The sequence below is a fragment of the Rhodococcus sp. IEGM 1318 genome (assembly GCF_033142465.1).
Classification (GTDB): domain Bacteria; phylum Actinomycetota; class Actinomycetes; order Mycobacteriales; family Mycobacteriaceae; genus Rhodococcus_F; species Rhodococcus_F qingshengii_B.
Genome location: NZ_JAWLSC010000002.1, coordinates 1 through 20,745, shown reverse-complemented (window position 1 = coordinate 20,745; position 20,745 = coordinate 1). Strand labels below are relative to the sequence as shown.

The window sequence follows — 20,745 nt, the reverse complement described above, 5'->3', positions numbered from 1 at the left end:
GGGTACTACTCGTCAGTACCCGGCTGTTGCAGACACTAGTGAATGTCGGCGTCGACGGTAACCCTCCGGTTGCCGAGCGGTCAGGCTCGGGTCTTCTCGCGGGGAACCAGACACGCTAGGAGAGCGAGAATCAGTCCGCCGGCCGTCAAGATGAATCCTGTCTGATTTGTCAGGATCGTGGAGTAGTTTTCCCTGATGACGTTGTCGAATTGGTCGTTCACTCGGTAGTAGAACGTGCCCAGAGTTCCCAATCCCACGATGATTCCGATCCACGCTGCAATGCGAGAACCGAACAATGCGGCAATCAGAATCGAAACGGCGGCGGCGAGCAGAAGTACCGCCATCGAACGGTAGAAGGTCACCGACTGATCACTGATCTGCTCGATGGCCCAACCCGCCGGAAAGCCGTCCCGCAGGTCCTCGAGACGAACGTTGCCCGGTTTGACGCCGGCCAGAACGTACATGAACGAGCCGACGGCTACGGCGATCCCACAAATCAACATAACCAGATGAACTAATGTGCGCATGCCACTCTCCCCATGATTGGAGTTCGGTAACGCGGTCGTCGCCGAGCCTAGCTGTGTCGCGAGTGTGAAGCCCAGTAGCGAAGCGTGCACAATCATCTCCATGCCTGACAACATGCGTCGACTCGAAGAGATCTCGCTGTCACTGCCGGAGGCAGAGCGTGTCGACATCGAAGCGTGGGATGGTCACCCGACGTTTCGGGTGCGCGGCAAGAACTTCGTGTTCTGCAACCTCGAAGCCACCTCCTTGACCGTCAAGTTGAGCAAGGAAGAAGCCGAGGCGGTGGTGGCCACCGAACCAGGCGCAAGCGCTGCCGGCTACGGGCTCGGTCGCCACGGGTGGGTTTCACTCGACATCGGTACCGACGTTTCCGAGGAGAAATGGTCACAGCTCGAGGAATGGATCTACACCTCGTTCACCCTCGTTGCGCCGAAGCGGCTTGCCCGGATCGTTCTCGATGCGGATGAGGAACGCCCGTAACGGATAGATTCGTCAGTACAAACGCCGACTAGACGAGGAATTGTCATGACGACACCGGAAACTTCACCGACCACCGCAAAACCGGGCATGCCGCCGTGGGCGAAGAAGGCCATCGGGATCGCAGTGATGGCGGTGGTCCTGGTCATCGCCTACTTCATCCTTGCCGCCTTCCTTCCACGTTGGTGGGCACAGCGCATCGCGTCGCTCGCGAACGGCAGCTTCAGCGCCGGTATCGCGTGGGGACTGCTGTTCGGTCTCGTCTGCACACTGGTCCCGCTGCTCTTCTTCCGGGCTGTGTGGCAGGTGCGCAAGCGCAAGCACGCTCGAATCATGCAGATCACGGCTCTCGCGTTGGGTGTGATCTTCGCGCTGCCGAATCTGCTTTCTTTGACAGTCGTTCTCGGCAACAACAATGCAGCACACGCGGGCGAGCGGATCCTCGACGTCGACGGTCCCGGATTCCGTGGAGCCTCCGTTGTTGGTGCAGTCCTCGGCGTCGCGTTGTTCCTGGGTCTCGTTGCGCTCGGCTACCTGTACAAAAAGCGTGGCAAGGATCTCGACAAGATGCGCGGTGAACTCAAGCAGCACGAGCCGCAGAGCAAGGGCGAGGCACCAGCTCCCGAAATCTGAGGCGGCCGAGTCACCACACGAGCACCGGTTTGATGACGCGCCCCGACGCTTGATCTTCGACGGCTTTGTCGATGTCGGAGAAGGCGTAGCGCGTCACCAAGCGGTCGATCGGAAATCGACCCTCGGTGAAGAGTTCGACGAGTTCGGGGATGAACGTCGAGACTTCCGATTCACCTTCGATGCATCCTCGAATCGTCTTTCCGCTCAGCATGATGTCGGCCATGTTCACCTCGACCGTTGATGCTCCGAGTCCGACCACTGCCAGCGTTCCCCGTGCTCGGAGTGATGCGACGGCTTGATTGATCACGGAGCCGACTCCGGTGGTGTCGAGGGAATGTGTCGAACCTCCGTCGGTGGCGGAGTGGACCGCGTCGATCACATCTTCAGTCGAGGAATCGACAGTGACGGCGCCGAATTCCTCGGCGAGTTCGCGCCGCTGCGCAACGGGGTCCACGGCGACCAGGGTTGAAACGCCGGCAGCCCTCGCCGCCAGCAGCGCTGCGAGTCCGACGCTGCCGGCTCCGAAAACGACAAACGTAGAGTCGGGCTCGGGGCGAAGCAGATTCAGCACGGCACCCGCGCCGGTTTGAAATCCGCAGCCGAGGGGAGCCGCGACGGTCAGGTCCACTGCAGGATCGACGACGACGGTGTTGTCGGCAGAGGCGATGACATATTCCGCGAAGCTGGACTGGCCGAAGAATGCGGACCGTATCGGAGTCCCGTTTCGCCGGACCGGCGTCGAGCCGTCGATGCGTGCGCCAGAGCTGTTGAGCCCGTGTGAGCTTTCGCAGTACGCCCGATGGCCGCTGAGACATTGCCTGCACACACCGCAACTGCGGTAGCTCAGCAACACGTGATCACCGGGTGCAATGCTGTCGATTGACGCGCCGACGGCCTCGACCACCCCCGCTCCTTCGTGTCCGAACACACAGGGGCCGAGCCTTTCCGGTAGCACCGACTTCGTGAACAAATCTGTGTGACACAGGCCAGTCGCGACGATGCGAACCAGGATCTCGTCTGTGCGGGGTTCGTCGATCTCGACGGTATCGAGCGTGAAGGGGGAGTGCGGGCCGTGTGAGAGCGCCGCTGTCATCTGCATGGAGGACGTCGAATTCTGTTCGGCGCGAATCACGCTCGCTCGAGCAGGAAGTAGTAGTGCTGCCCGCCGTCGAGAACCAACGCCGATTTTCCGTTCATGATGCCCATGAGCGTCGAATCGTCGACTTTCTTGAAGTGGTCGAAGATCGGCGCGCCGTCGTAGACCATCGTCGCCGTGACTTCGCCACGAAACTCGATGTTCCACAGGCTTGCTTCGCCGTTGCCGCCCTTGACGTCGGAATAGAGGTTTCCGTCCTTGTCGCGACAGATCAACGGCTTGGCATCCTCGACGGAATTGAAAGTCTTGCCGTACCAACGGCTCGCGAACAGCTTTTCGTGCAGACGATGACCGGTGGCGAAGTCGTCACCCTTCCATTCGCCGAGGATTTCTTCGGCGGCGACGGTCTCCAACGCGGCCCACACTTCGTCGAGTTCTGCTGGTGAAACACCACTTTCCGATCCACGGAGCCGGGTGAATGCGGTTCGAGCGTCATCGAGATTCATGTCTCTCCTTGCGGCGGCGGGTGAGTTGGCCGAAGTTCGCGAACCAAATTGTTCGTCAACTCTGCACGCTACGCCGAACCGGATGGTTCGGCAACGGTCGATTCGTTCTAGGCTGTGAACATGCGCTCAGCAGGGGAAGCCACGAGAGACCGCATTCTGGCGGCCGCAAAGGACGAATTTGCGACGTACGGCCTGGCCGGCGCGCGGATCAATCGGATCGCCGCGCAAGCGCGTGCCAGCAAGGACCGTCTATATGCGTACTTCGCGAGCAAGGAAGAGTTGTTTTCTGCCGTCACTGAGCAATGGACGTCCGAAACCACAGCGGAGACAGCGCTACGAGGTGATGATCTGCCGGGCTATGCAGGTCGACTTTTCGACAATTACGTAGCGCATCCCGAGAACGCTCGATTACAGCAGTGGGCGGATCTCGAAGCGCCGGACGTCATGAGCGAGGACGACATACGAAGCAAGACGTTCAGGCCGAAAGTGGCCGAGATTCGCAAAGGCCAACTCGAGGGACACATCGACCCCGAGTGGAATCCCGCGGAGTTGATTCTGTTGATTACCGACATCGCGCGGATGCTCGCGCTCAAGTCGTCCCGTCCCGTCGCTCAGCGTCGCGAGGCTGCGGTCGGGGCGGTTCAGCGGTTGATCGCCATGCAGTGACATGGATTTCCGGCCGTGTTCAATGCTGTGCTGACGGGTGGGAGGTGAGATTATCAACGCACCAAACTACCTAAAAGGGGCACTTCGATGAGTGGTCGTTCCGGAACGCACGAGCTGCCTGCGGGTGGAAGCGATACCCCTGGTGATCGTTTCGGTCACTTGGTAGAGCGTCGTGACGACGCAGATTTCCCGTTCTACAACGATGTTCCGGCTGCGCTTTCCGTGAAGCAGTGGATCATCCTGTGGGCTTCCGTCATAGTCGGGTTCGCTGCGTTGGTACTCATCCCGCAGCCCAACAACTTCGTGGGGTTGATTCCCCGGATCCTGTTCGTGACGATTCCGCTGGTTGTGCTGGCCATGGTGACAAAAGATCACTGGCGTGCACTGTTTCGTAAGGTCAGTGGCCACGATGTGTTGGTGATGATCGGTTTTGCCGTTCTCAACCTCATCCTGACGGTTGTACTGGCCCTCATCGTCAAGTCGGTCTTCGGGGTATCGGCGAACGACGTAATCGAGGATGTCGGCGAAGCGGGTGCGTTGGACACCGTTGCCTTCTACGTGGGGACACTGTTCCAACTCGTCGGCGAGGAAGTCTTCACGATCATCCCGTTTCTCGCCCTGATGTACTTCCTGTTCGCCAAGGCAAAGCTCTCACGTAAGAACGCGATTCTTCTGGCTTGGCTGATCAGTTCCCTGTGGTTTGCCGCTGCGCATCTTCCGACATATGACTGGAACTTCGCGCAAGCGTTCATCGTCATCGGTGGCGCTCGACTTGTATTGACCCTCGCCTACATTCGCACGAAGAACCTGTGGGTCTCCTCGGGTGCGCACATCATCAACGACTGGACGCTGTTCACACAGGCGTTGGTGGCAAACGCTGCGTTCCTCGCTCTCTGAGGCGAGAAACGCAGCTTCGGATTCGTTTGTCTCGGATCACGCGAATTCGATTCGGTCGCTTTCTGTTCCGCGTATCGGCGAGACCCGCGGCGTCCGCGAATCACCAGTCATGACGCCTCGCTCGACCTCCGGGGCGAGGACCTCTCGGAGGAACTGGCGCTTTTGTGGAACCGTCATCGAAATACGCGGACCACGATCGTCAATGCGGTGACGGTCATGATGACGAAGAGGACAGGTGGCGGCCCTTCCCGTCCGGTGACGTTCGTGTGTGTCATTCATGCCTCGGTTTCCGCGGCTTGGTGGGTTAAGAGTTTCCGCACACCGGATGCTTCGGACTGTGGAGGAAACGCGCCGTTCTCTCGGGACCGGGTAGGGGTGCAGCTCGACCCTCGAGTGAGGCGGTTGCCTGGATTTACGGATTTCTCAGTAACGGTGCGTACGTTGGGCGTCGGCTCGTTGACGCCCTCGGGATGTTGACGTGCCGCCAAAACTTTTGTTGTCGACTGTTCAGATGCTGGTGAGCAAAAGGATCGCGGCCGGCCACCCGGACTGAATATCGTCGACACCCAGCGTGTTCCTTCGGTGCGCGCACCTGTTCAGCATCGGGAGTGGACTGTGTCGAAGTGGCAGCACGCATGAAGATTTCGAAGATGACGGCGCTGGTCGTTGTGGCTGCATTCGCCCTGACGTTGGGGTCGGCGCAAGTCGGAACCGCCCGCGCGGACACGCCGGTCAGGGTGAGCGTGGCCGGCAATGTCGTGAGCGCTGGGCATTTCGAGCAAGTGCGGCGCCCCAACCGATGCGTGAAGGCCGGGCAGGGAAAGCCGAAAACGAGCGAGCAGAAGTCCACGAATCGCAGTGGGCGTCGAGGTAGCGGGGGATGCTTCTGACAGTGATTGCGAAGTTCCGCAATCAACCGTCGCAAATCTGTAACACGTTCTAATCTTGCGTGATGGACGTGACTTATGAGGGGACCAAACGCGAAGTCGCTACCGACAAAGGGACTTTGCGCTATCACGAGGCGGGCGATGGTCCGCCGTTGATCCTGTTGCACGGCTCAGGGATCGGTGTGAGTGGTTGGCGGAACTATCGGGGGAACCTCGAGGTATTCGCGAAGCATTTCCACTGCTACATCCTCGAGTTCCCGGGTTTCGGCGTGAGTGATCCAGTCGACGGCCACCCGGTGCTCACGGCAGCGTCGTCGGTGATCCGATTTATGGACGCGCTGGGAATCGAATCAGCTGCGATGATCGGCAATTCGATGGGTGGGGTAGTCGGCGTCAACATCGCAATGAGGTTTCCCGATCGCGTCCGCAAGTTGGTCACCGTCGGTGGCGTCGGCCCGAACATCTTCAGTCAGAACCCGAGCGAAGGTACGCGTCTCCTCCAGGATTTCGCCGACGCTCCCAGTCGCGAGAAGTTGGTTCGCTGGCTCGAGTGCATGGTTTACGACAAATCCGTGATCACCGAGGAGCGGATCGAGGAGCGGTGGGAAACGGCCAACGACCCGGCTTCGCACCAGGCATTGTCGGCGATGTACGGATCCAAAGCCCTTGCCGCTCAGCAGCAGATGATGGCCAACTCGGATACCCCGCCCTACTGGTCGATGATGCACAAGGTGCAATGCCCGACCTTGCTGACGTGGGGGCTCGATGATCGGCAATGTCCACCGGACATGCCGATGATTCCGATGCGACTGATTCCGAACGCCGAACTGCATGTATTCCCGAACTGCGGTCACTGGGTGATGATCGAAGCCAAGGAGGCATTCGAGCGCGTGACCCTCGAGTTCCTGCTTCGATGACCTGTTCAGTATTCATGTGGCACGAATTGATGTGGCATGAATGCACAAGACCCGGCGCCTCCGAATGAGGCGCCGGGTCTGCATTTGTGCCCCCAGTAGGACTCGAACCTACGACCTGCGGATTAAAAGTAGGTGATGGGTGTGATTTCTGGGTTTCGGCGACCAGCGGAGATTTCCGCGAGCGAAGAGCATTGCCGCAGGTAGACATACGTTCTAGGGCGTTCGAGTACGCGGTGAGTACGTCGCTAGAACGATCGAACTACGCCGCACGTCACGCTAATTTCACGCTCGTTTACTCGGGCGCTCGTCTCGAGTAGGCTCGATTCGTACGTCGGAATCCCGCTAGTTAGCGACCCGACAAACACGATGCTTCATTGGCCTGTGGCCTACAGACCCCGCGCGGAGCGCGACCCTCAATCCACATATCCGATGGAGCATTCTTATGTCTGCAAGTTTTCCGATGCCCGCGCATATGCGTGAGCCGTTCTATTCGTTCTGGGGTGCTGAAAGCGGCACAAACACTCTCGGCGATGTCCTCGTCAATCAGACTTCGGATGGAGTCGATCTCAATGAGGTATGGGCGGAGTTCGCGACCACTCTCGAGTTGCACAACCAGCAACGAACCGCGCTTGCCGCATTGATCAGTTACCAGACCACGCGGCAGATCGACGCTGTCCCGCAGGCAGTAGCAGGCGCTCAGTTTGAGATTGCGTCGGAGTTTGGCGTGCCGCAGGGGCATCGTGTTCCCAAAGACGTTCTTAGGCTTGCTTATGGCTATGAGGATTACGACCGTGCCAGCCGGTTCACGTGGAAGTATCTGCGCGACGCGGATTCGCGGCAGGTCCGGGCTGTCCACAATTCGGTTCTTGAGGGTGCGAATCGGGCGACGACGACGGCGGTGCTGGAGCGGTTGTTTGATCCGACTCAGAGCCAGTCGCCCGAAGGCAATACCATTTACGGGCTTTACAGCGGCGACGGCATGTTCATTCCGCCATACCTCGGCACCGAGTTCGATCCTGACACTGATACCCACTACCTCACGACAGGGTCGGCCGTTCTCGACCCGTCTGATGTCGAGACTCTCCTCACCAAGGTCAGCAGCAAGGGATTCGGTGCGGAGAGCGGCCGTAAGCTGCTCATCCTCGCCAACCCAATCGAAGCGAAGATGATCGCGACATTCCGCGCTGGCGAGCCGGGTGCGGACGGCGTTGAGGCAGCCATGGATTTCATTCCCAGTAGCGCGGCACCTCCTCGACTGGTCACCGAGCAGATCATTGGTGATCAGGCACCCTCTGAGTGGAACGGCCTCCCGATTCTCGGTAGCTATGGCGACGCATATGTGATCCAAAGCGCGTTCATCCCCAAGGGATACGTGGCAGTAGTCGCGTCTGCTGGCCCTGGTGCGGAGGGCAACCCCGTCGGCTTCCGGGTCCACGCAGTACCGGAATACCAAGGGCTTCGCTTGATTCCTGGAGCAGACCAGCGTTACCCCCTCATCTCCAGTTACTACGCATTGGGGTACGGCACAGGCGTTCGACATCGCGGAGGCGCAGCCGTTCTTCAGGTCACGACCAATGCGGCGTATGCCAAGCCGACCTTCCCGAAGTAGGTCGCCGTGGCAATGAAGCGTGACCAAGACCCTGGACCGTCCGAGTTCAGTCACGGTCGCGGATTGGACCCCCTGGGCGTTCAGCGGTATCGAGGTCGCGCAGCCAGTGAAACGTTGAGCGAGGGGTTGTCTGCGGACGCCGTGCGCAGTATCGCGAGTGCCAGCAGGAGAGATGAGCGATGAGTAGGCGGCAGTTCCGATCCAAGACCGCCTATCTCGGCCAACCTCGCGACAAGGGCGGGCGTTGGGCAGGGAAGGGTAGCCCGCGAGGAAAGTCGAACGTCGCAAAGATCGCAGGAACCGCTGCAAGGTCCGCGCTTGTGGGCCTTGGCGGGGTGAGCGGCGCGCAGGTCGGTGTCATTGCCGGCCTTGCAGTCACTCGCTCCGCCACCGGCGCTGCGATCGGCGGTGCTCTCGGCCATACGCTCGGCTCCAGAGCAGGGGCCGCAGCAGGGAACTCACTCTTCAAACCGAAGGCCACGCCACCCACTCTGACCAATTCTGCAGGGTCGAAAGCCGGAAAGGGTACGTCGGCCCGATCCTCATCTCGCAAGCCCGCTCCGGCACGCCGAGCTGTGGGCAATCGCGTTCGTTAAATCGGGACTGAATCGACAACTCGATAGAGACCTTCGAGACGGGCACCCCTAACCCGAACCTCGAATTGCAGACCACGGACCTTTAGACGTGTCGAGGCGTGGACTGACCCTTCGGCTGTATCGCCTGACATGTCGGCGCGGCGCGGTAGGGGAACGGATCGCCCCGACCTTCGGCATTGAACCTCCGGTGGTCGGGGTGATCCGTTTTCTGTACAATTTGAACAAGCTCCGGATGTTCTTGCGACTGATTGTCGGTAGGGTAAATCGACACTCGCGCAACAGCTTTGGCGAGGGCGCGACTAGCGCGTCGGTTACGAGTCGGCTACGCTAGGAGTATCGGATTCGATCGAATCCGTTGCTAGAACCGAAGTACCCACTGCTCCATCTGGACTCGGCTGGCGGAGACATGGATGATTCCATCGCCGCGCGGCCCCAGGGGTGTGAGGGACAGAGGGCGTCTCGTTGGAGGCGTCCCATCGTGCATCAGTGCACCTGGCCGGCGGTGGACACGACGTGGCTGAGCCACACAGTTCGGGCCTGTGGCCCAACCATCCCTTTCTAGGGTCGTGTCCCAATGCCGCTTTCCGCTGTATTTGGACTCACCCTGGGCTGCCGCAACCAGGAGAGAAGTTATGGGCAAGATCATCGAGCGAGATCCGACAATCCCCAATCTGACAGTAGATGACGCCGTTGCGCTGTGTCACCGGCTGGGCTTGGATCTCATCACGCGCCGCACGATCAGTAGTGCCATATATAGCAAGTCGATGCGCCGTCACTTGATATCAAATCGAGTTCGACTGAGTGAGAACGATATTAGAGATTGGATCGCATCGACGGCAGATGCAGATTTCATCGACCGACGCGCTGGGCGTGCATCATGAGTAGTTTCGATCCGTACGCCAGGGACTCCATTGGTCGTCGTCGCGAATCTCTACCTGAACCTGTTGCGGAGTATGAGAGCTCAGGTCGGTTTCGGTCTGATCCGTATGGTGAGGCTCATCCGCTCGATGTGGCTGAAATGCTGGACAGGCTAGGACTTTCGAGCGGTACCCCTCGTGACATCCACGACGGCAATCCCATTGTGGATGAGTGGGATATGCACCGACGCTTCGCAGAATCGTTCTCAGCAGGGCATCAGCGGCTCCGAAATCCCCATGATCCACATAGCTCTCTCGCGGAACTGTTTGCGCATGCAATCGCTGGTCACCGCAAGCCTGGGCTGCTCGAACGCGGTGATATTTCTCAACAGGTCGATCCCTTCGACAAGCGTCCCGCGTTGGTGGGCAGTGACCTGATGGGCACATTGCACATTCCAGTCACCAACATCGATGAAGTGAATGCGGCTGTGCAGGAGCATTTTGCACCGATTCTCCGCAAGGCGAGTTGGTGTGGAATCTGCTTCTCGAAGCGCATCAAGCTAGCTGAAATCAAATTCCTGCTGCGTGGACACTCATTTTGGATTCTGGTGGATCCAGTGTGTTTGCGATGCCAAAGGAAACTGATTGACAGCGCGGAGCGGGTCCATGTCGATCTGTTCTGGATCGATCACCCCTCAGTTAGTTCCGGAAAATAGCAGGTGCCCCGGCTACGGACCGCGGCACCTGACTTGCTTCATGAATCCCAATCACTTTGCCTCAGTGAGGAATCCTGTGTCCTATCCTAGTCGATCGCGGTCGGGTCCGCGAGTATCAAGCTTCAACCCTCCTCTGCCGCAACCTAATCTGTACGCGGTATATACGGCTCTCAGCTACCGTCCCACTGAACGCGTCAGTCTGAACCACAAGACACCCGATGGTCGCGTATATCCGCGACTGCTGTCAGTTGGAGACCTTGAGCATTGGGAAGCTCCACACGATCGTGATGTGTATTTCGGGGTGAACCCCGTCTCCAGGGCTGTCAGTTCGGGTCGTGGTACGGACTCCGATATCACCCGCGTACGGGTCCTATTTGCGGACCTCGACATCAAGCACGACAGTCTGCAAACGCTCGACGAATGCCGCGAGGTGGTGGACCGACTGGCTCGGGCTGTGGGCGTTCCTCCGACCGTCGTCGTGGAGTCCGGTCATGGTCTCCAGCCGTATTGGCGGCTGGCCTCTCCCCGCAGTTCATCCACACGAATCGCGGATGAGCAGACGGAGGATGGCGCGCGATGGTCTCGCCAGGTTTGGCGTGAGGTCTATGCGCGTTGGGGTGGCCTGGTGCAGCAGGTTGCGCGCGAGGTCCGTCCCGACGCGAAGATCGACAACGTCTATGACCTGAGTCGGATTCTTCGGTGCCCTGGTTCGGCGAACTGGAAGAGCGATCCTGTGCCGGTGGTAACCCACATCTTTCCGCGCTCGGAAGCGGTTCGCCGTGACCGTCTGGTCCGTTTGCTTGATATGCGCGATGCTCAGCCATTGGGTGGAGCTGTCGGCACCATCGCAGAGCGGGTACCGACGAATATGGCAGAGGCCGATGCGTGGATTGCCAGTCAGCCCGGCGCAGATGCCGATTTCAAGGAGATGCTCAAGCTCGGGCGATACCGTTCGATGCTGGGTGAACTCGACTACGAAAGCACTGTGCGTCTGTTTGCAGATGGGTCGGATGAGGATGCTTCCGCGCACTCGTTGATGCTCCGGAAGGTCCAGTATGTTGTCCTGCTTTCCACCGAAGGCAGAGCGGGTTTGAAGCTGGCACTACTGGTGATCCGTGAGGCGTATTTGGAAGTGATGCGGATGCGCAGAGACGGGAAAGCTCCCGGCGAAGCGCGTTCGGAGAGTGCGGCTTTGCAGGACTTTCATCGCGCCGTGCGCGGTTCTGCGGGTATCGCGCGGACTCGCGGAAAAGCCGCAGAACCTCAGCGAGATGCTGAGGGGCGCATCGACTTTCGGCACGTGACAGAGAACGGACAATCCGCATGAGCATCACCCTCACCCCAGAGCGCCCCTACCGTGCAACTTCGCGACCATGCGGAGACCTGACGCTGTGGACCTTCACCTTGCAGGCATCGAATAGAGATTCGGTGGCAGAACAGATTCAATCGGTGCGTGATGGATACCGCGAGATAGTCGATCCGAACCACTACAACCCCAACGATCTGGGCAATGCGAATATGTTCACCGACTACCACGGCGACAACCTTCGCGGGCTACGGGGAACCAGCTCGTGGGTGGCATGGGACTCTCGCCAAGGTCGATACTCGCAGCGCATCGCAGACCAATCGCTTTACAACGATTTCTGTGCTCCTGCTGTGGAGCGGCGACTGCGGAAAGCCGCTGAAGCAGAACGAAACCTAGCGCGAAGCACCGGCAAGGAGGATGACGCGAAGGCTGCGAACGCCCGCGCGAAGAACTTGGAGGTTCGGGCGAACGCGACCGGACAGCTGGCCGCGATGGAGAAGTACCTCAAGATCGCACACACCAACGCGGCGGTTGCTAGGACCGACTTCGACGGCAACGAGAAATTGCTTGGGGTTGGAGGCGGCAAGGTGCTCGACTTCGCTCGGATTCTTGCTGGTGGCAGATGGGATTCCGCGCTCAGGTCGGCCACCCGCGAGGATATGGTGCTCTATCACACGCCCACCGAGTTCGACCCGAACGCTCAAAGCGATTGGGTGGAGGACTATTTGGAAAAGTTCTTGCCGGATGAGGGGTATCGACGTGAGGTGTTCCGGTTCCTGGGCTACACGCTCCAACGCGGAAACCCGGCGCGGATCGCCCTATTCATCAAGGGCGACACCGGAAGCGGCAAGTCGACGTTGTTGCGGTTGTTCCGCGAGGCAATTGGGGACCTCGGTGGCACAGTCAATCTGTCGGTGTTCCGCAGTAAGGCCGACGGACCTGCCCCCGAAATCCTCAGCGCAGTCTTCTTGTTCGTGACGTTCTCCTCCGAGCTGTCGACGCGGGCGAAGATGCACGCCGATCACGTCAAAATGATCACCGGCGCGGGAGACGAGGTTGCCGCGCGGGGCATGTACCAAAGCGTCGTCCACAAGGTGCAGCCGTGGTTCACGCCGATCATCGCGACGAATGAGATGCCGACAATTGTCGATGCGGACGAGGCTCTGAAGCGTCGCCTTCTGGTCTTGCCCTTCAATAAGCAGCTCCGCGACTCGGAGCAGTCAGACCACACGATCACTACCGCTGACCGCCAACACTTCCTACGGCTGTTAGTCGAGGGTCGGTTGGACTATCTACAGAACGGAATTGATCTCAGTAATCTCCATCCCGACATACGCACAGCCACCGAAGAAGGTCACTCGGACCTGTCGTTCTTCCAGTCGTGGCAATCTTCGGCGCTGAGGAAGGTCACGGAGTCTCCGCGGCAAGGGTGGGCAGTGACTCCGGGTGACGCATGGACCCATTTCGACAGGGAGCAAAGGGAATCGGGACTCACCCACGACAACAGGCTAGACCGAACCCAATTCACCAAACGGATGCGGGATGCGTTCGGAAAACCCCAATCGCGCAAGCGCAAAAGGGATTTGAAGAAGACGCATACGGCCGCGAACACGCAGGGAAAGAGCATCTATCTCACGCTCGAATGGGCAGATCGACTCTCCGCAAAAAACTTTGGTTGTTAACCTCGCAGGGCGAAACCGATCGACCTGCGCAATGGTTTCGCCCTGTGGTCGGAACGTCGAGCGGATTACCCTCGCGAATACCGAGGCGAAATAGGTCCGAAAACTCACCCTGACCAGCGGTTACCCCGGTACCGAGGTTACCGACCCTCCGGAAAGTCTTATAGGAGCTTTTATAGGAGCCCCTATATAGATCCCTTTATTACTACTTCTTCTTACTACTTTAAAGAAGAAAAGAGAGGGTAATCGGGTAAGAGGTGGTCAGGGTGGGTTTTTGGGGAAAGCTTGGTCGGGTACGTACGGGTATTCGCAGGTCAGAGTGTCGGGGAAGTCGGGTCGGTCGTAGGTAACGGAAATGCTCGGGAAATCGGGCGAAATTGAGCATTGGAGCGAGTGAACGTGGAGCGCTACGAAACGCCGAAGCGTGCCGCCTGGAGGGCAGGCCGACGGGTGGAGACAGAGCGGTTGAAGTGGGAGAAGGCTGAGGCAGCGAAGTGGGCGGAAGTCGATGCGCTTGCCGAGGTGGTGGTTGTGAAGAACAAGCTGACCGATGAGAATTTCGGAGCGCTAGTGCCGTGGGATGGGGTGGACCCTGGACCTCAGGCGTTCTAGAGGGTTTCCTACTTTGCAGGTAGGGATTGTATACTCATCGGCCTAGGCGATTTTCTGCCTCGTCTCTCCGCTCAGCTCTCTCCTCGCGGAACTTCCCGATGGGGCTTGTCCTCCAGGCCAAGAGATCCTGACCGCCCGACAGGTCGCTTTCGCCGTCGCGGAGCGCCTATCGTCCGCGCCTCGTCCCGCTCGATAGCTGACGACACAAATTGCACCCACCTGATCCACAGCCTCGCCAGCTCGATCGCCCTCGGCTAGGGATCGGAGGGTACGAGACTTTCAGATCCTTAGAAACAAAATGCGCTGTGTGGCAATGCAATCCGCAAAATCTCTTGTCGCCATTCGGTGGCGGCTGGCGTAGCTTTCGGGGAGTCGAAAGCGTCGTTACCGACCCCTTTAGACGCTTTCGACTCCCGTTCGTCGTCCCCACCGAACGGTTCAAACGAACTGAAAGGCAGTTGCAATGACTTCAAATACCCAGTCTCTCAGCGGTTTGCGGGTTGTTGGATACGCCCGAGTCTCAACACAAGCGCAGGGAGAGAAGGGTTATGGCCTCACTGCTCAGCAGGACGTGATGAGGCAGTACTGCGCTGCGAACGGTTTGCAGCTCCTCACGATCACTTACGACATGGTGAGTGGCGGAAGCGTGGAGAAGATGCACGGACGTGCGACAGCAATCGCAGCTATCGAGTCTGGCCTTGCTGACGCTCTCTTGGTGCGCGCTCTCGATCGCGCTACGCGGGACCAGCTCGACGCGGCATCAATATTCAAGCGCGCCAACAAGAACGGGTGGAGGCTCTTAGATTGCGACAGGGCCGATTCCGGCGACCCGAGCCAGCGTCTCCTCGCGGATATCAGGATCGCAATGGCCGCAGAGGAGAAGCGCAAGATCAGCGAGCGCACCCGAGAGGGTATGCGGCGCGCAAAAGCTCAAGGCAAGCACATCGGGCGACCCACGCGGATTGACCCCGTTGTCGTGGAAGGAATCGTGGAGATGCGGAAGCAGGAAGGGCTGAGTGCCAAGGCAATTGCGGAAGCGCTCGATGACACGGACATTCGACCGCCTGGTGGTGGTCGTGGGTGGTCGGACTCGACCATTCGGCGCGTACTCGCACGAGAGGGCGTGGCGTGATGAGCGACTTCTGGATCTGGGTGCTCATCATTCTCAGCTTCGTCGGCACAGGCGTACTCGGCTCGATCTTCGGCAACAACGGAAAGAAGTAGGCGCAATGGCATTCGTGGAGAAGGCAGCAACCAAGCGCACGAAGGACGGAAAGCCGCAGCCCAGCTATCGCGTGCGGTGGATGGAGAATGTGCGTGATGAGATGGGCCTACCGATCCCGCTCGACCCATCTCGACCAGGCGGACAAAAGAAGCAAGTCCATCGCCGAGAGACGTTCCTGTCCAAGGAACTGGCGCAGGAGCGTTGTGACGAGCTCAACGCGGCCCGACACAGAGCAGCGCCACACACGCCCTCGGAGTTGCGGAAGCTAGGGGATCAGCCGCTCGGATACTTCGCTTCGGCATTCTTCGATGGGATGCTCGGGACGGTTAAACCGCGCACGCTCAAAGAAACCAAGGCCGTGTACCACCGATACCTCGCGGAACCATTCGGCCCGAAAGCCGTCGCCTCGATCACTGCGGCGGACGTTCGTCGGTTCCGCGCGAGCTTGCTCAGTCCGCGACCGAAGCGGAGGTATCGCCCCGACGAGCAGCCCGTGATGGTGACGTTGGCGCGCTCGACGGTGAAGCACGCGTACGACGTCCTACGGCGGATTCTTGACGTTGCCGTTGTGGACGGGGCGATCCCCGCTAACCCATGCCACTCGGTTCGCCTTCCACGGAAGACCAGCGCCGAATCGGACAAGCCAGAGTTCACGCCTCAACCGCTCACTTCTGAGCAGATATCTTCCGTCGCGGACCATATTGCCCGAGTCCAGGGCTACCCGATCTACGCGCTGGCCGTCACATTCAGCACCTTTACCGGCGTCCGCGCGGGCGAATTGGCCGGCCTCAACGTCGGAGACATTTTGCTCCCGGAGGTGGAGGGGAGGGGAGGCGCGGTGAGGGTGGTGCGAACTCGTCGCCCCATTCGCGGAGGTTGGGAGACGGGCACGCCCAAATCGAAACGGTCGCGCCGAACCGTGCCGATGGATGGGTGGTTGACCGACGACATTCGGCGATATCTGCTCGGCGTTCACCCGCACGGCGACCCCGAATCGTCGGACTTTGATCCGGAAGCCCCTTTGTTCCCTGGTCGGTACGCGAAAGGGGAGGCGTTGCTGGACGGGTTGACGCGAGAAGCGATCGGCTCGGAGCGGGCGACGACGTTCAGCGCGGAGGTTCGGAGGAAAGACGGCCAGCTCGACCGCCGCAATACCGTCGCGGACCCGACCGCGACATGTCTGCGGGTCGCTCCACCCGATGGGTACAAGTGGACCGCGCCGATCAATCCGGCCAACGTCGCAGACCACTATTTCGACCCGGCGTTGAAGGCGCTTGGACTACCCCATAGCCGCTGGCACGACCTCCGACACACCTTCGCCGTTCTGAGCTTGAGCGCCGGGGAGCACTACATGGCCGTATCGAAGTGGCTAGGACACGCGTCGTTCGTCACCACACTCAACGTCTACGCGGACTACATCGCGGAAGACGAGGGTGGGAAGAAGGCCCCGTTGCTGCGCCCCGGTGGGGTTGCGGCCGAACCTGAAGTTGCCCAGGCTCAGCCGCAACCGTCTAACGTAGTTCAGCTGTTTGGTCGGAGGTCGGTCGGCTAGCGAACTAGCGTCCAAGGGCCGCATTTCTTGCTGGTGAATGCACCATCAGATTCCGCGATAGTGACGGTGATCGATTGAGAAATGCTCACCATGTTGTTGTCGATGATATTTCCTTGTGAGTCTGCGCGCTCCCAGTAGCAATCAGATACAGGCCCGGTGCTGTAAGTGCCGGGCATTACTGATCTTTGGGCAGAGCCGCCCTGGCTAACAATGTACTTGCCGTCGATAAAACGTGTCATCACAGCATTTCCGGAGAGTGCTTCCGCGAGTAATGGCTGCTGATCGGGGCAAAGGATCGGTACCATCGTCGTGACCCGACGCTTGTTGTCCTCTCCTGCGGTTCCTAGCTCGACACGTGCGAGTTGGTAGGCATCGAGGGTTCCACCTCTCATGGCCTTACAGATGCTTTGGTCACTGCTGAAAGCTCCAGAGCCAAGGCCCGAACCTGGCCTAAACGGGATCCCCGCAGCGGTCAGTGCGGCTGCATACTCGTTGTACAACGCCTGTTCTGGGCTTACCGTAGTTGTCGGTGCGGCGGCCGATGAAGAAGGGGAAACCGCAGTGGTCGTGGCGTCGGGGAGAGAGTTTGTAGATTCCTCGCTCCCGCAAGCGGCCAGTGGAAAGATAAGGGCAGCGCAAACCGCCAGCAAAGTTCGTCTCATGAGAGAACTTTAGGCGATCGTCGCGAAAGGACTGCCCCCCCCCGATTTCTTTCGCAGGCAGACTGGTGTTTAGTTCGCTCGGATCGCAGCCGACTAGTCTCCCTCGAAGGCTGAATCCACGAGTTGAACTACATCGCCGACGTTGACTGTGACTTCTTTCTGCTGCTTGGTGAAACCAGGTGCATTTGAGGAGATCGTCTCTCGGGTGACTCGCCGCGGCTGCATTGACTCTGGAAGTGTAATACCGCTCATGAAGCCTTCACCGCCCGTTGTCACCCTGCGGTAAGTCTCTGCTGTACAAAAGTGGTCGTCGACGCTTACTACCTTGACACGAATTTTTTCCTTGAATCTCTCGCCGATCTGATCCTTCGTGTCTGGGTCGATCACAGGAATCGGATTCGGATCCATGACCGCAAAGATGGATCCGCGTAAGACGCCTTCGTAGGTGCCGCGATTGATCAGGACTGTGTAGAGGTTTACAACTTCGGCGATCTTGCCCTTGATGTCACTATCCACGGTTTGCTTCCTTGCTTCCATCTCGGATTTGTTGTCGTTGACCGTTGTTAGATAGGTCCTCGTTGAACTTCGTGATTTCCGCGGTCACTTCGGCGTTCGCAAGATCTCTCCAGTGATGTATCGCCTGGTTTGCAGAGTTGATGCCATGAACGGCGTGTGTGCGGGATCGGATGACCGCGCTCCTAGACATCTCAATGTGACCATCGCTGAGCTCTTGGAGTGCATTTTCTGCGGCCGTGAGGTCTTGGTCTATCAAGTCGCAGGCGTGTCGAACTTCGAGAACTGGACGCACCGATTTCTTCACATCGCGTTTTAGCGAATCGGAGTACCCCTTGCGCTGGTATAGGTCACAAAACCACCAGCCGAGGCTTATTCCCAGCAACGGGATTCCTAAAACCTGACATAGGCCGCCAGACGTGGTGTCGGGAAACGCGTAAGCGGCTATGCACGCCGCAACGAGCAGAGCGAGTAGTAAGGCGAGGATTCCTTTGTGCCAAGCTGGCCACCAAGACGAAGAAGTGTCGGTTGGGCTCAACGACTAGATCCTGCTGGTTGACGAGCAGATGGCGGCATGCCCACTATCATGCCGTACCGAACCGACAAGTCGGATCGCCGCCCGCGCTTCACGCTAATTTCACGCTCTTTTGCATCCCGCAAAACGAATAAAAGCCCCAGGTGAGCGGTGGTAACCGTCTCGACCTGGGACTTCATCTGTGCCCCCAGTAGGACTCGAACCTACGACCTGCGGATTAAAAGTCCGTAGCTCTACCAACTGAGCTATAGGGGCGCGGCGCAGAGTCTAACGGGACCGCAGAGTCCGTGAAAACACCACCCCCACCAGAAGGGCAATTCCGATGACGGCGATGGTCCCGCCAGTGCGATGCAGACCCGCGTCGTCGATGGTTCCGCGCATGGTCAACTCGATGACGACGGCAGCAAGGTTGGCGCCGATGTACTGGATTGTTCGGTACAGGCCGATCGCGGTCCCGACGTCGGCGGAGGTGGTCACCGAGTTGATCAGGTTCTGGTTTCCCATGTTGTTGAAGCCGTTGGGAATGCCCAGGATCGCCGCAATCAACAGGAGTGCCACGAGGGGAGTCGAGGTCGATTCGACATAGGCGATCAGAACCCCGCCAACCGCCAAGGCGGCGGTGCCGATCAGCAGGGTGATCCGTGGGCCGAATTTTCCGTACACCCTGGACGCGGACATGGTCGCGAAGATCCCGACCGCTGCGACGGGGAGCATGAAGAGCCCGGCACTGATCGGTGACATTCCGCGGGCTACCTGTAACCACTGGGGGAGTCCGAAGAAGATGCAGTAGAACGCTGTGTAGGTCAGCAGGGTCCGGCCGAGAGTCATGCTCAGTGCGCGGTTTCGCGCGACGGCACGGACGTCGATGAACGCCGAGGCGGTTCGACGTTCCCACCAGACGAACAGGAACGCGAAGAGGGCCGTCGATGGGACGAGGTACCACTTCGCGTGCTCGGCGAGAGACAGGAGAAAAAGCATCGTCGACGTCGTCAGTGCCAGAAACAGGGCGATGCCGAGTGGGTCGAGAGACTTGAACAACGCAGCGGCACCGGCCCGGTCGGGTAGGGCGGAGTCGCTCGGAGCGGCGAAGAGGACCCATATCGCAGTGACGACGACAAGTGGGAGGTTCACCCACATGATCGACTGCCACCCGAGTGTGCCGACCAGCAACCCGCCGAGAGTGGGCCCCAGCGCGACGACCGATTGAGCGCAAATGGTGAGTGTTGCTATAGCTGAACGGGTTTGAGTCCGGTGGCGGTCCGCGTATTCGCGGATGACGGTCATTGCGTTCGGATACTGTGTCGCCGTGCCGATTCCGAGCAGGATTCGTGCGGCGATCAGCCAACCCAGCGACGGAGCGAGCGAGCCGAGGATCGATCCGGCAGCGATCAGTCCCAACCCGGCGAGGTAGACGCGTTTGGCGCCGAGGATCGATCCGAGTCGCCCGGCCGCAGGGGCCGTGACCGCGGTCGCGATGTAGAGGGCCGAGATTACCCAGGCCGTACCGGAACTCGAACCGAAGTATGTTGCGATCGGGACGATTGCCACCGCAATCATCGACGAGTTCAGTGCCTGAAGAACCGTCCCCGAACCGAGAGCAAGGCTCAGCTTCAGTGGAACGGAGGTTTGGGGCGTCGGCGTTTCGACGACTGCGGTCACGGGTTCATCAGTGACTCCTCTGAAGTCGGTGTCGATGCTGATACCGGGGAAGCGCCCTGGCCTAGTCTGCGCAGGATGCGGCCGGCGATCAGCAGCAGATCGCGCTCGGCCTCGGTGCACTCGGCGTCGATGACCTCGGCCAGCCACTCTGTGCGTTTCGTTCGGTCTTCGTGAAGGGTCGAGGTGCCGAGTTCGGTCATCGTGACCAAGGCCGCGCGGCCGTCCGATGGATCCGCCCTTCGCGTCACCATGCCCTGTTCTTCGAGCGCGGCCACGGTTTTTGCGATTGATTGCGGCGTGACGCGCTCGAATTTTGCCAACTCTTTGGCGGTCAACGGACCTTGTCGATCGAGGTGGCCGAGGGCCTGGATCTGGCTCGGCGTGAGCTTGTGGTCGTTGCGTTTGGTGCGCAGGCGCCGGACGAAGGCACCCAGATCGTCCCAAAGTACGTCGATCTCGTCTCGAGCCTTGCTGCGACCCCTAACTACGTTCATTTAGACAGTCTAACTGTGTTGTTTTGATGCTGCCAGTACGGTTTCGATGGGGTGAGTCCCATGGCGTGGTGGACTTTAGATAAGGTCGACACCAGCAGAAACGTGTGTCGGTAATCCGCTCGGGGC

22 protein-coding genes and 1 tRNA gene are annotated in these 20,745 nt (G+C 59.5%); 15 read left to right on the top strand and 8 right to left on the bottom strand.

Going from position 1 to position 20,745, the window contains the following annotated elements; genetic code table 11:
* Positions 1-80: 80 nt before the first annotated feature.
* Positions 81-527 carry a hypothetical protein gene (locus tag R4P65_RS04280; protein WP_317825572.1) on the bottom strand — a complete coding sequence of 149 codons (447 nt, stop codon included), beginning with the start codon at positions 525-527 and terminating at the stop codon, positions 81-83.
* A 100-nt stretch (positions 528-627) separates the two neighbouring features.
* Here R4P65_RS04280 and R4P65_RS04275 point away from each other — a divergent pair, with 100 nt between their 5' ends.
* Positions 628-1,005, top strand: coding sequence for an MmcQ/YjbR family DNA-binding protein (locus R4P65_RS04275; RefSeq protein WP_047889847.1), 378 nt, complete (start codon positions 628-630; stop codon positions 1,003-1,005).
* Between the two features lie 45 nt (positions 1,006-1,050).
* Positions 1,051-1,635, top strand: coding sequence for a hypothetical protein (locus R4P65_RS04270; RefSeq protein WP_230814652.1), 585 nt, complete (start codon positions 1,051-1,053; stop codon positions 1,633-1,635).
* Positions 1,636-1,645: 10 nt separating this feature from the next.
* On the opposite strand, the gene R4P65_RS04265 is transcribed toward R4P65_RS04270, so the two are convergent.
* Positions 1,646-2,734, bottom strand: a complete 1,089-nt coding sequence (locus R4P65_RS04265) for an NAD(P)-dependent alcohol dehydrogenase (RefSeq protein WP_317826123.1) — start codon at positions 2,732-2,734, stop codon at positions 1,646-1,648.
* Positions 2,735-2,763: 29 nt separating this feature from the next.
* Positions 2,764-3,237 (bottom strand): DUF4334 domain-containing protein, encoded by a 474-nt coding sequence (locus R4P65_RS04260; protein ID WP_230814651.1) that lies wholly within the window; start codon positions 3,235-3,237, stop codon positions 2,764-2,766.
* Positions 3,238-3,357: 120 nt separating this feature from the next.
* Here R4P65_RS04260 and R4P65_RS04255 point away from each other — a divergent pair, with 120 nt between their 5' ends.
* From R4P65_RS04255 to R4P65_RS04195, 13 genes are all read left to right on the top strand, one after another.
* Positions 3,358-3,903 (top strand): TetR/AcrR family transcriptional regulator, encoded by a 546-nt coding sequence (locus tag R4P65_RS04255; protein ID WP_317825571.1) that lies wholly within the window; start codon positions 3,358-3,360, stop codon positions 3,901-3,903.
* 87 nt (positions 3,904-3,990) lie between these two features.
* On the top strand, positions 3,991-4,800 hold the full coding sequence (locus R4P65_RS04250; protein WP_317825570.1) for a type II CAAX endopeptidase family protein: 810 nt from the start codon (positions 3,991-3,993) through the stop codon (positions 4,798-4,800).
* Between the two features lie 623 nt (positions 4,801-5,423).
* The gene (locus R4P65_RS04245; protein ID WP_230814648.1) at positions 5,424-5,690 is read left to right on the top strand and encodes a hypothetical protein; all 267 of its coding nucleotides are present in this window, start codon (positions 5,424-5,426) and stop codon (positions 5,688-5,690) included.
* Positions 5,691-5,752: 62 nt separating this feature from the next.
* The gene (locus tag R4P65_RS04240; RefSeq protein WP_317825569.1) at positions 5,753-6,604 is read left to right on the top strand and encodes an alpha/beta fold hydrolase; all 852 of its coding nucleotides are present in this window, start codon (positions 5,753-5,755) and stop codon (positions 6,602-6,604) included.
* 442 nt (positions 6,605-7,046) lie between these two features.
* Complete coding sequence (locus R4P65_RS04235) at positions 7,047-8,213, top strand: hypothetical protein (protein WP_317825568.1); 1,167 nt, start codon at positions 7,047-7,049, stop codon at positions 8,211-8,213.
* Positions 8,214-8,392: 179 nt separating this feature from the next.
* The gene (locus tag R4P65_RS04230; protein ID WP_209920629.1) at positions 8,393-8,809 is read left to right on the top strand and encodes a hypothetical protein; all 417 of its coding nucleotides are present in this window, start codon (positions 8,393-8,395) and stop codon (positions 8,807-8,809) included.
* Positions 8,810-9,441: 632 nt separating this feature from the next.
* On the top strand, positions 9,442-9,690 hold the full coding sequence (locus R4P65_RS04225) for a hypothetical protein (RefSeq protein WP_317825567.1): 249 nt from the start codon (positions 9,442-9,444) through the stop codon (positions 9,688-9,690).
* Entirely contained in the window at positions 9,687-10,382 is a 696-nt protein-coding gene (locus R4P65_RS04220) for a hypothetical protein (RefSeq protein WP_317825566.1), read from the top strand. Before R4P65_RS04225 ends, R4P65_RS04220 begins: the two co-directional genes overlap by 4 nt.
* A gap of 301 nt (positions 10,383-10,683) precedes the next feature.
* A complete protein-coding gene (locus tag R4P65_RS04215) occupies positions 10,684-11,709 on the top strand; it encodes a hypothetical protein (protein WP_317825565.1) in 1,026 nt (341 codons plus the stop codon).
* Complete coding sequence (locus R4P65_RS04210; RefSeq protein WP_317825564.1) at positions 11,706-13,370, top strand: DUF5906 domain-containing protein; 1,665 nt, start codon at positions 11,706-11,708, stop codon at positions 13,368-13,370. Before R4P65_RS04215 ends, R4P65_RS04210 begins: the two co-directional genes overlap by 4 nt.
* Before the next feature lie 396 nt (positions 13,371-13,766).
* Positions 13,767-13,979, top strand: a complete 213-nt coding sequence (locus tag R4P65_RS04205) for a hypothetical protein (RefSeq protein ID WP_317825563.1) — start codon at positions 13,767-13,769, stop codon at positions 13,977-13,979.
* Positions 13,980-14,442: 463 nt separating this feature from the next.
* Entirely contained in the window at positions 14,443-15,111 is a 669-nt protein-coding gene (locus tag R4P65_RS04200; protein ID WP_317825562.1) for a recombinase family protein, read from the top strand.
* Positions 15,112-15,208: 97 nt separating this feature from the next.
* Positions 15,209-16,756 (top strand): site-specific integrase, encoded by a 1,548-nt coding sequence (locus tag R4P65_RS04195; RefSeq protein ID WP_317825561.1) that lies wholly within the window; start codon positions 15,209-15,211, stop codon positions 16,754-16,756.
* On the opposite strand, the gene R4P65_RS04190 is transcribed toward R4P65_RS04195, so the two are convergent.
* From R4P65_RS04190 to R4P65_RS04170, 5 genes are all read right to left on the bottom strand, one after another.
* Positions 16,753-17,418: a hypothetical protein gene (locus R4P65_RS04190; RefSeq protein WP_317825560.1), complete on the bottom strand. Its 666-nt coding sequence runs from the start codon at positions 17,416-17,418 to the stop codon at positions 16,753-16,755. The two genes, R4P65_RS04195 and R4P65_RS04190, sit on opposite strands and share 4 nt — an antisense overlap.
* A 93-nt stretch (positions 17,419-17,511) precedes the next feature.
* Positions 17,512-17,934, bottom strand: a complete 423-nt coding sequence (locus R4P65_RS04185; RefSeq protein WP_317825559.1) for a hypothetical protein — start codon at positions 17,932-17,934, stop codon at positions 17,512-17,514.
* 714 nt (positions 17,935-18,648) lie between these two features.
* A tRNA-Lys gene (locus R4P65_RS04180) sits at positions 18,649-18,721 on the bottom strand.
* A 12-nt stretch (positions 18,722-18,733) separates the two neighbouring features.
* Positions 18,734-20,125 carry an MFS transporter gene (locus R4P65_RS04175; RefSeq protein WP_317825558.1) on the bottom strand — a complete coding sequence of 464 codons (1,392 nt, stop codon included), beginning with the start codon at positions 20,123-20,125 and terminating at the stop codon, positions 18,734-18,736.
* Entirely contained in the window at positions 20,122-20,619 is a 498-nt protein-coding gene (locus tag R4P65_RS04170) for a MarR family winged helix-turn-helix transcriptional regulator (protein ID WP_317825557.1), read from the bottom strand. The genes R4P65_RS04175 and R4P65_RS04170 overlap by 4 nt, the downstream gene beginning before the upstream one ends.
* Positions 20,620-20,745: the final 126 nt, after the last annotated feature.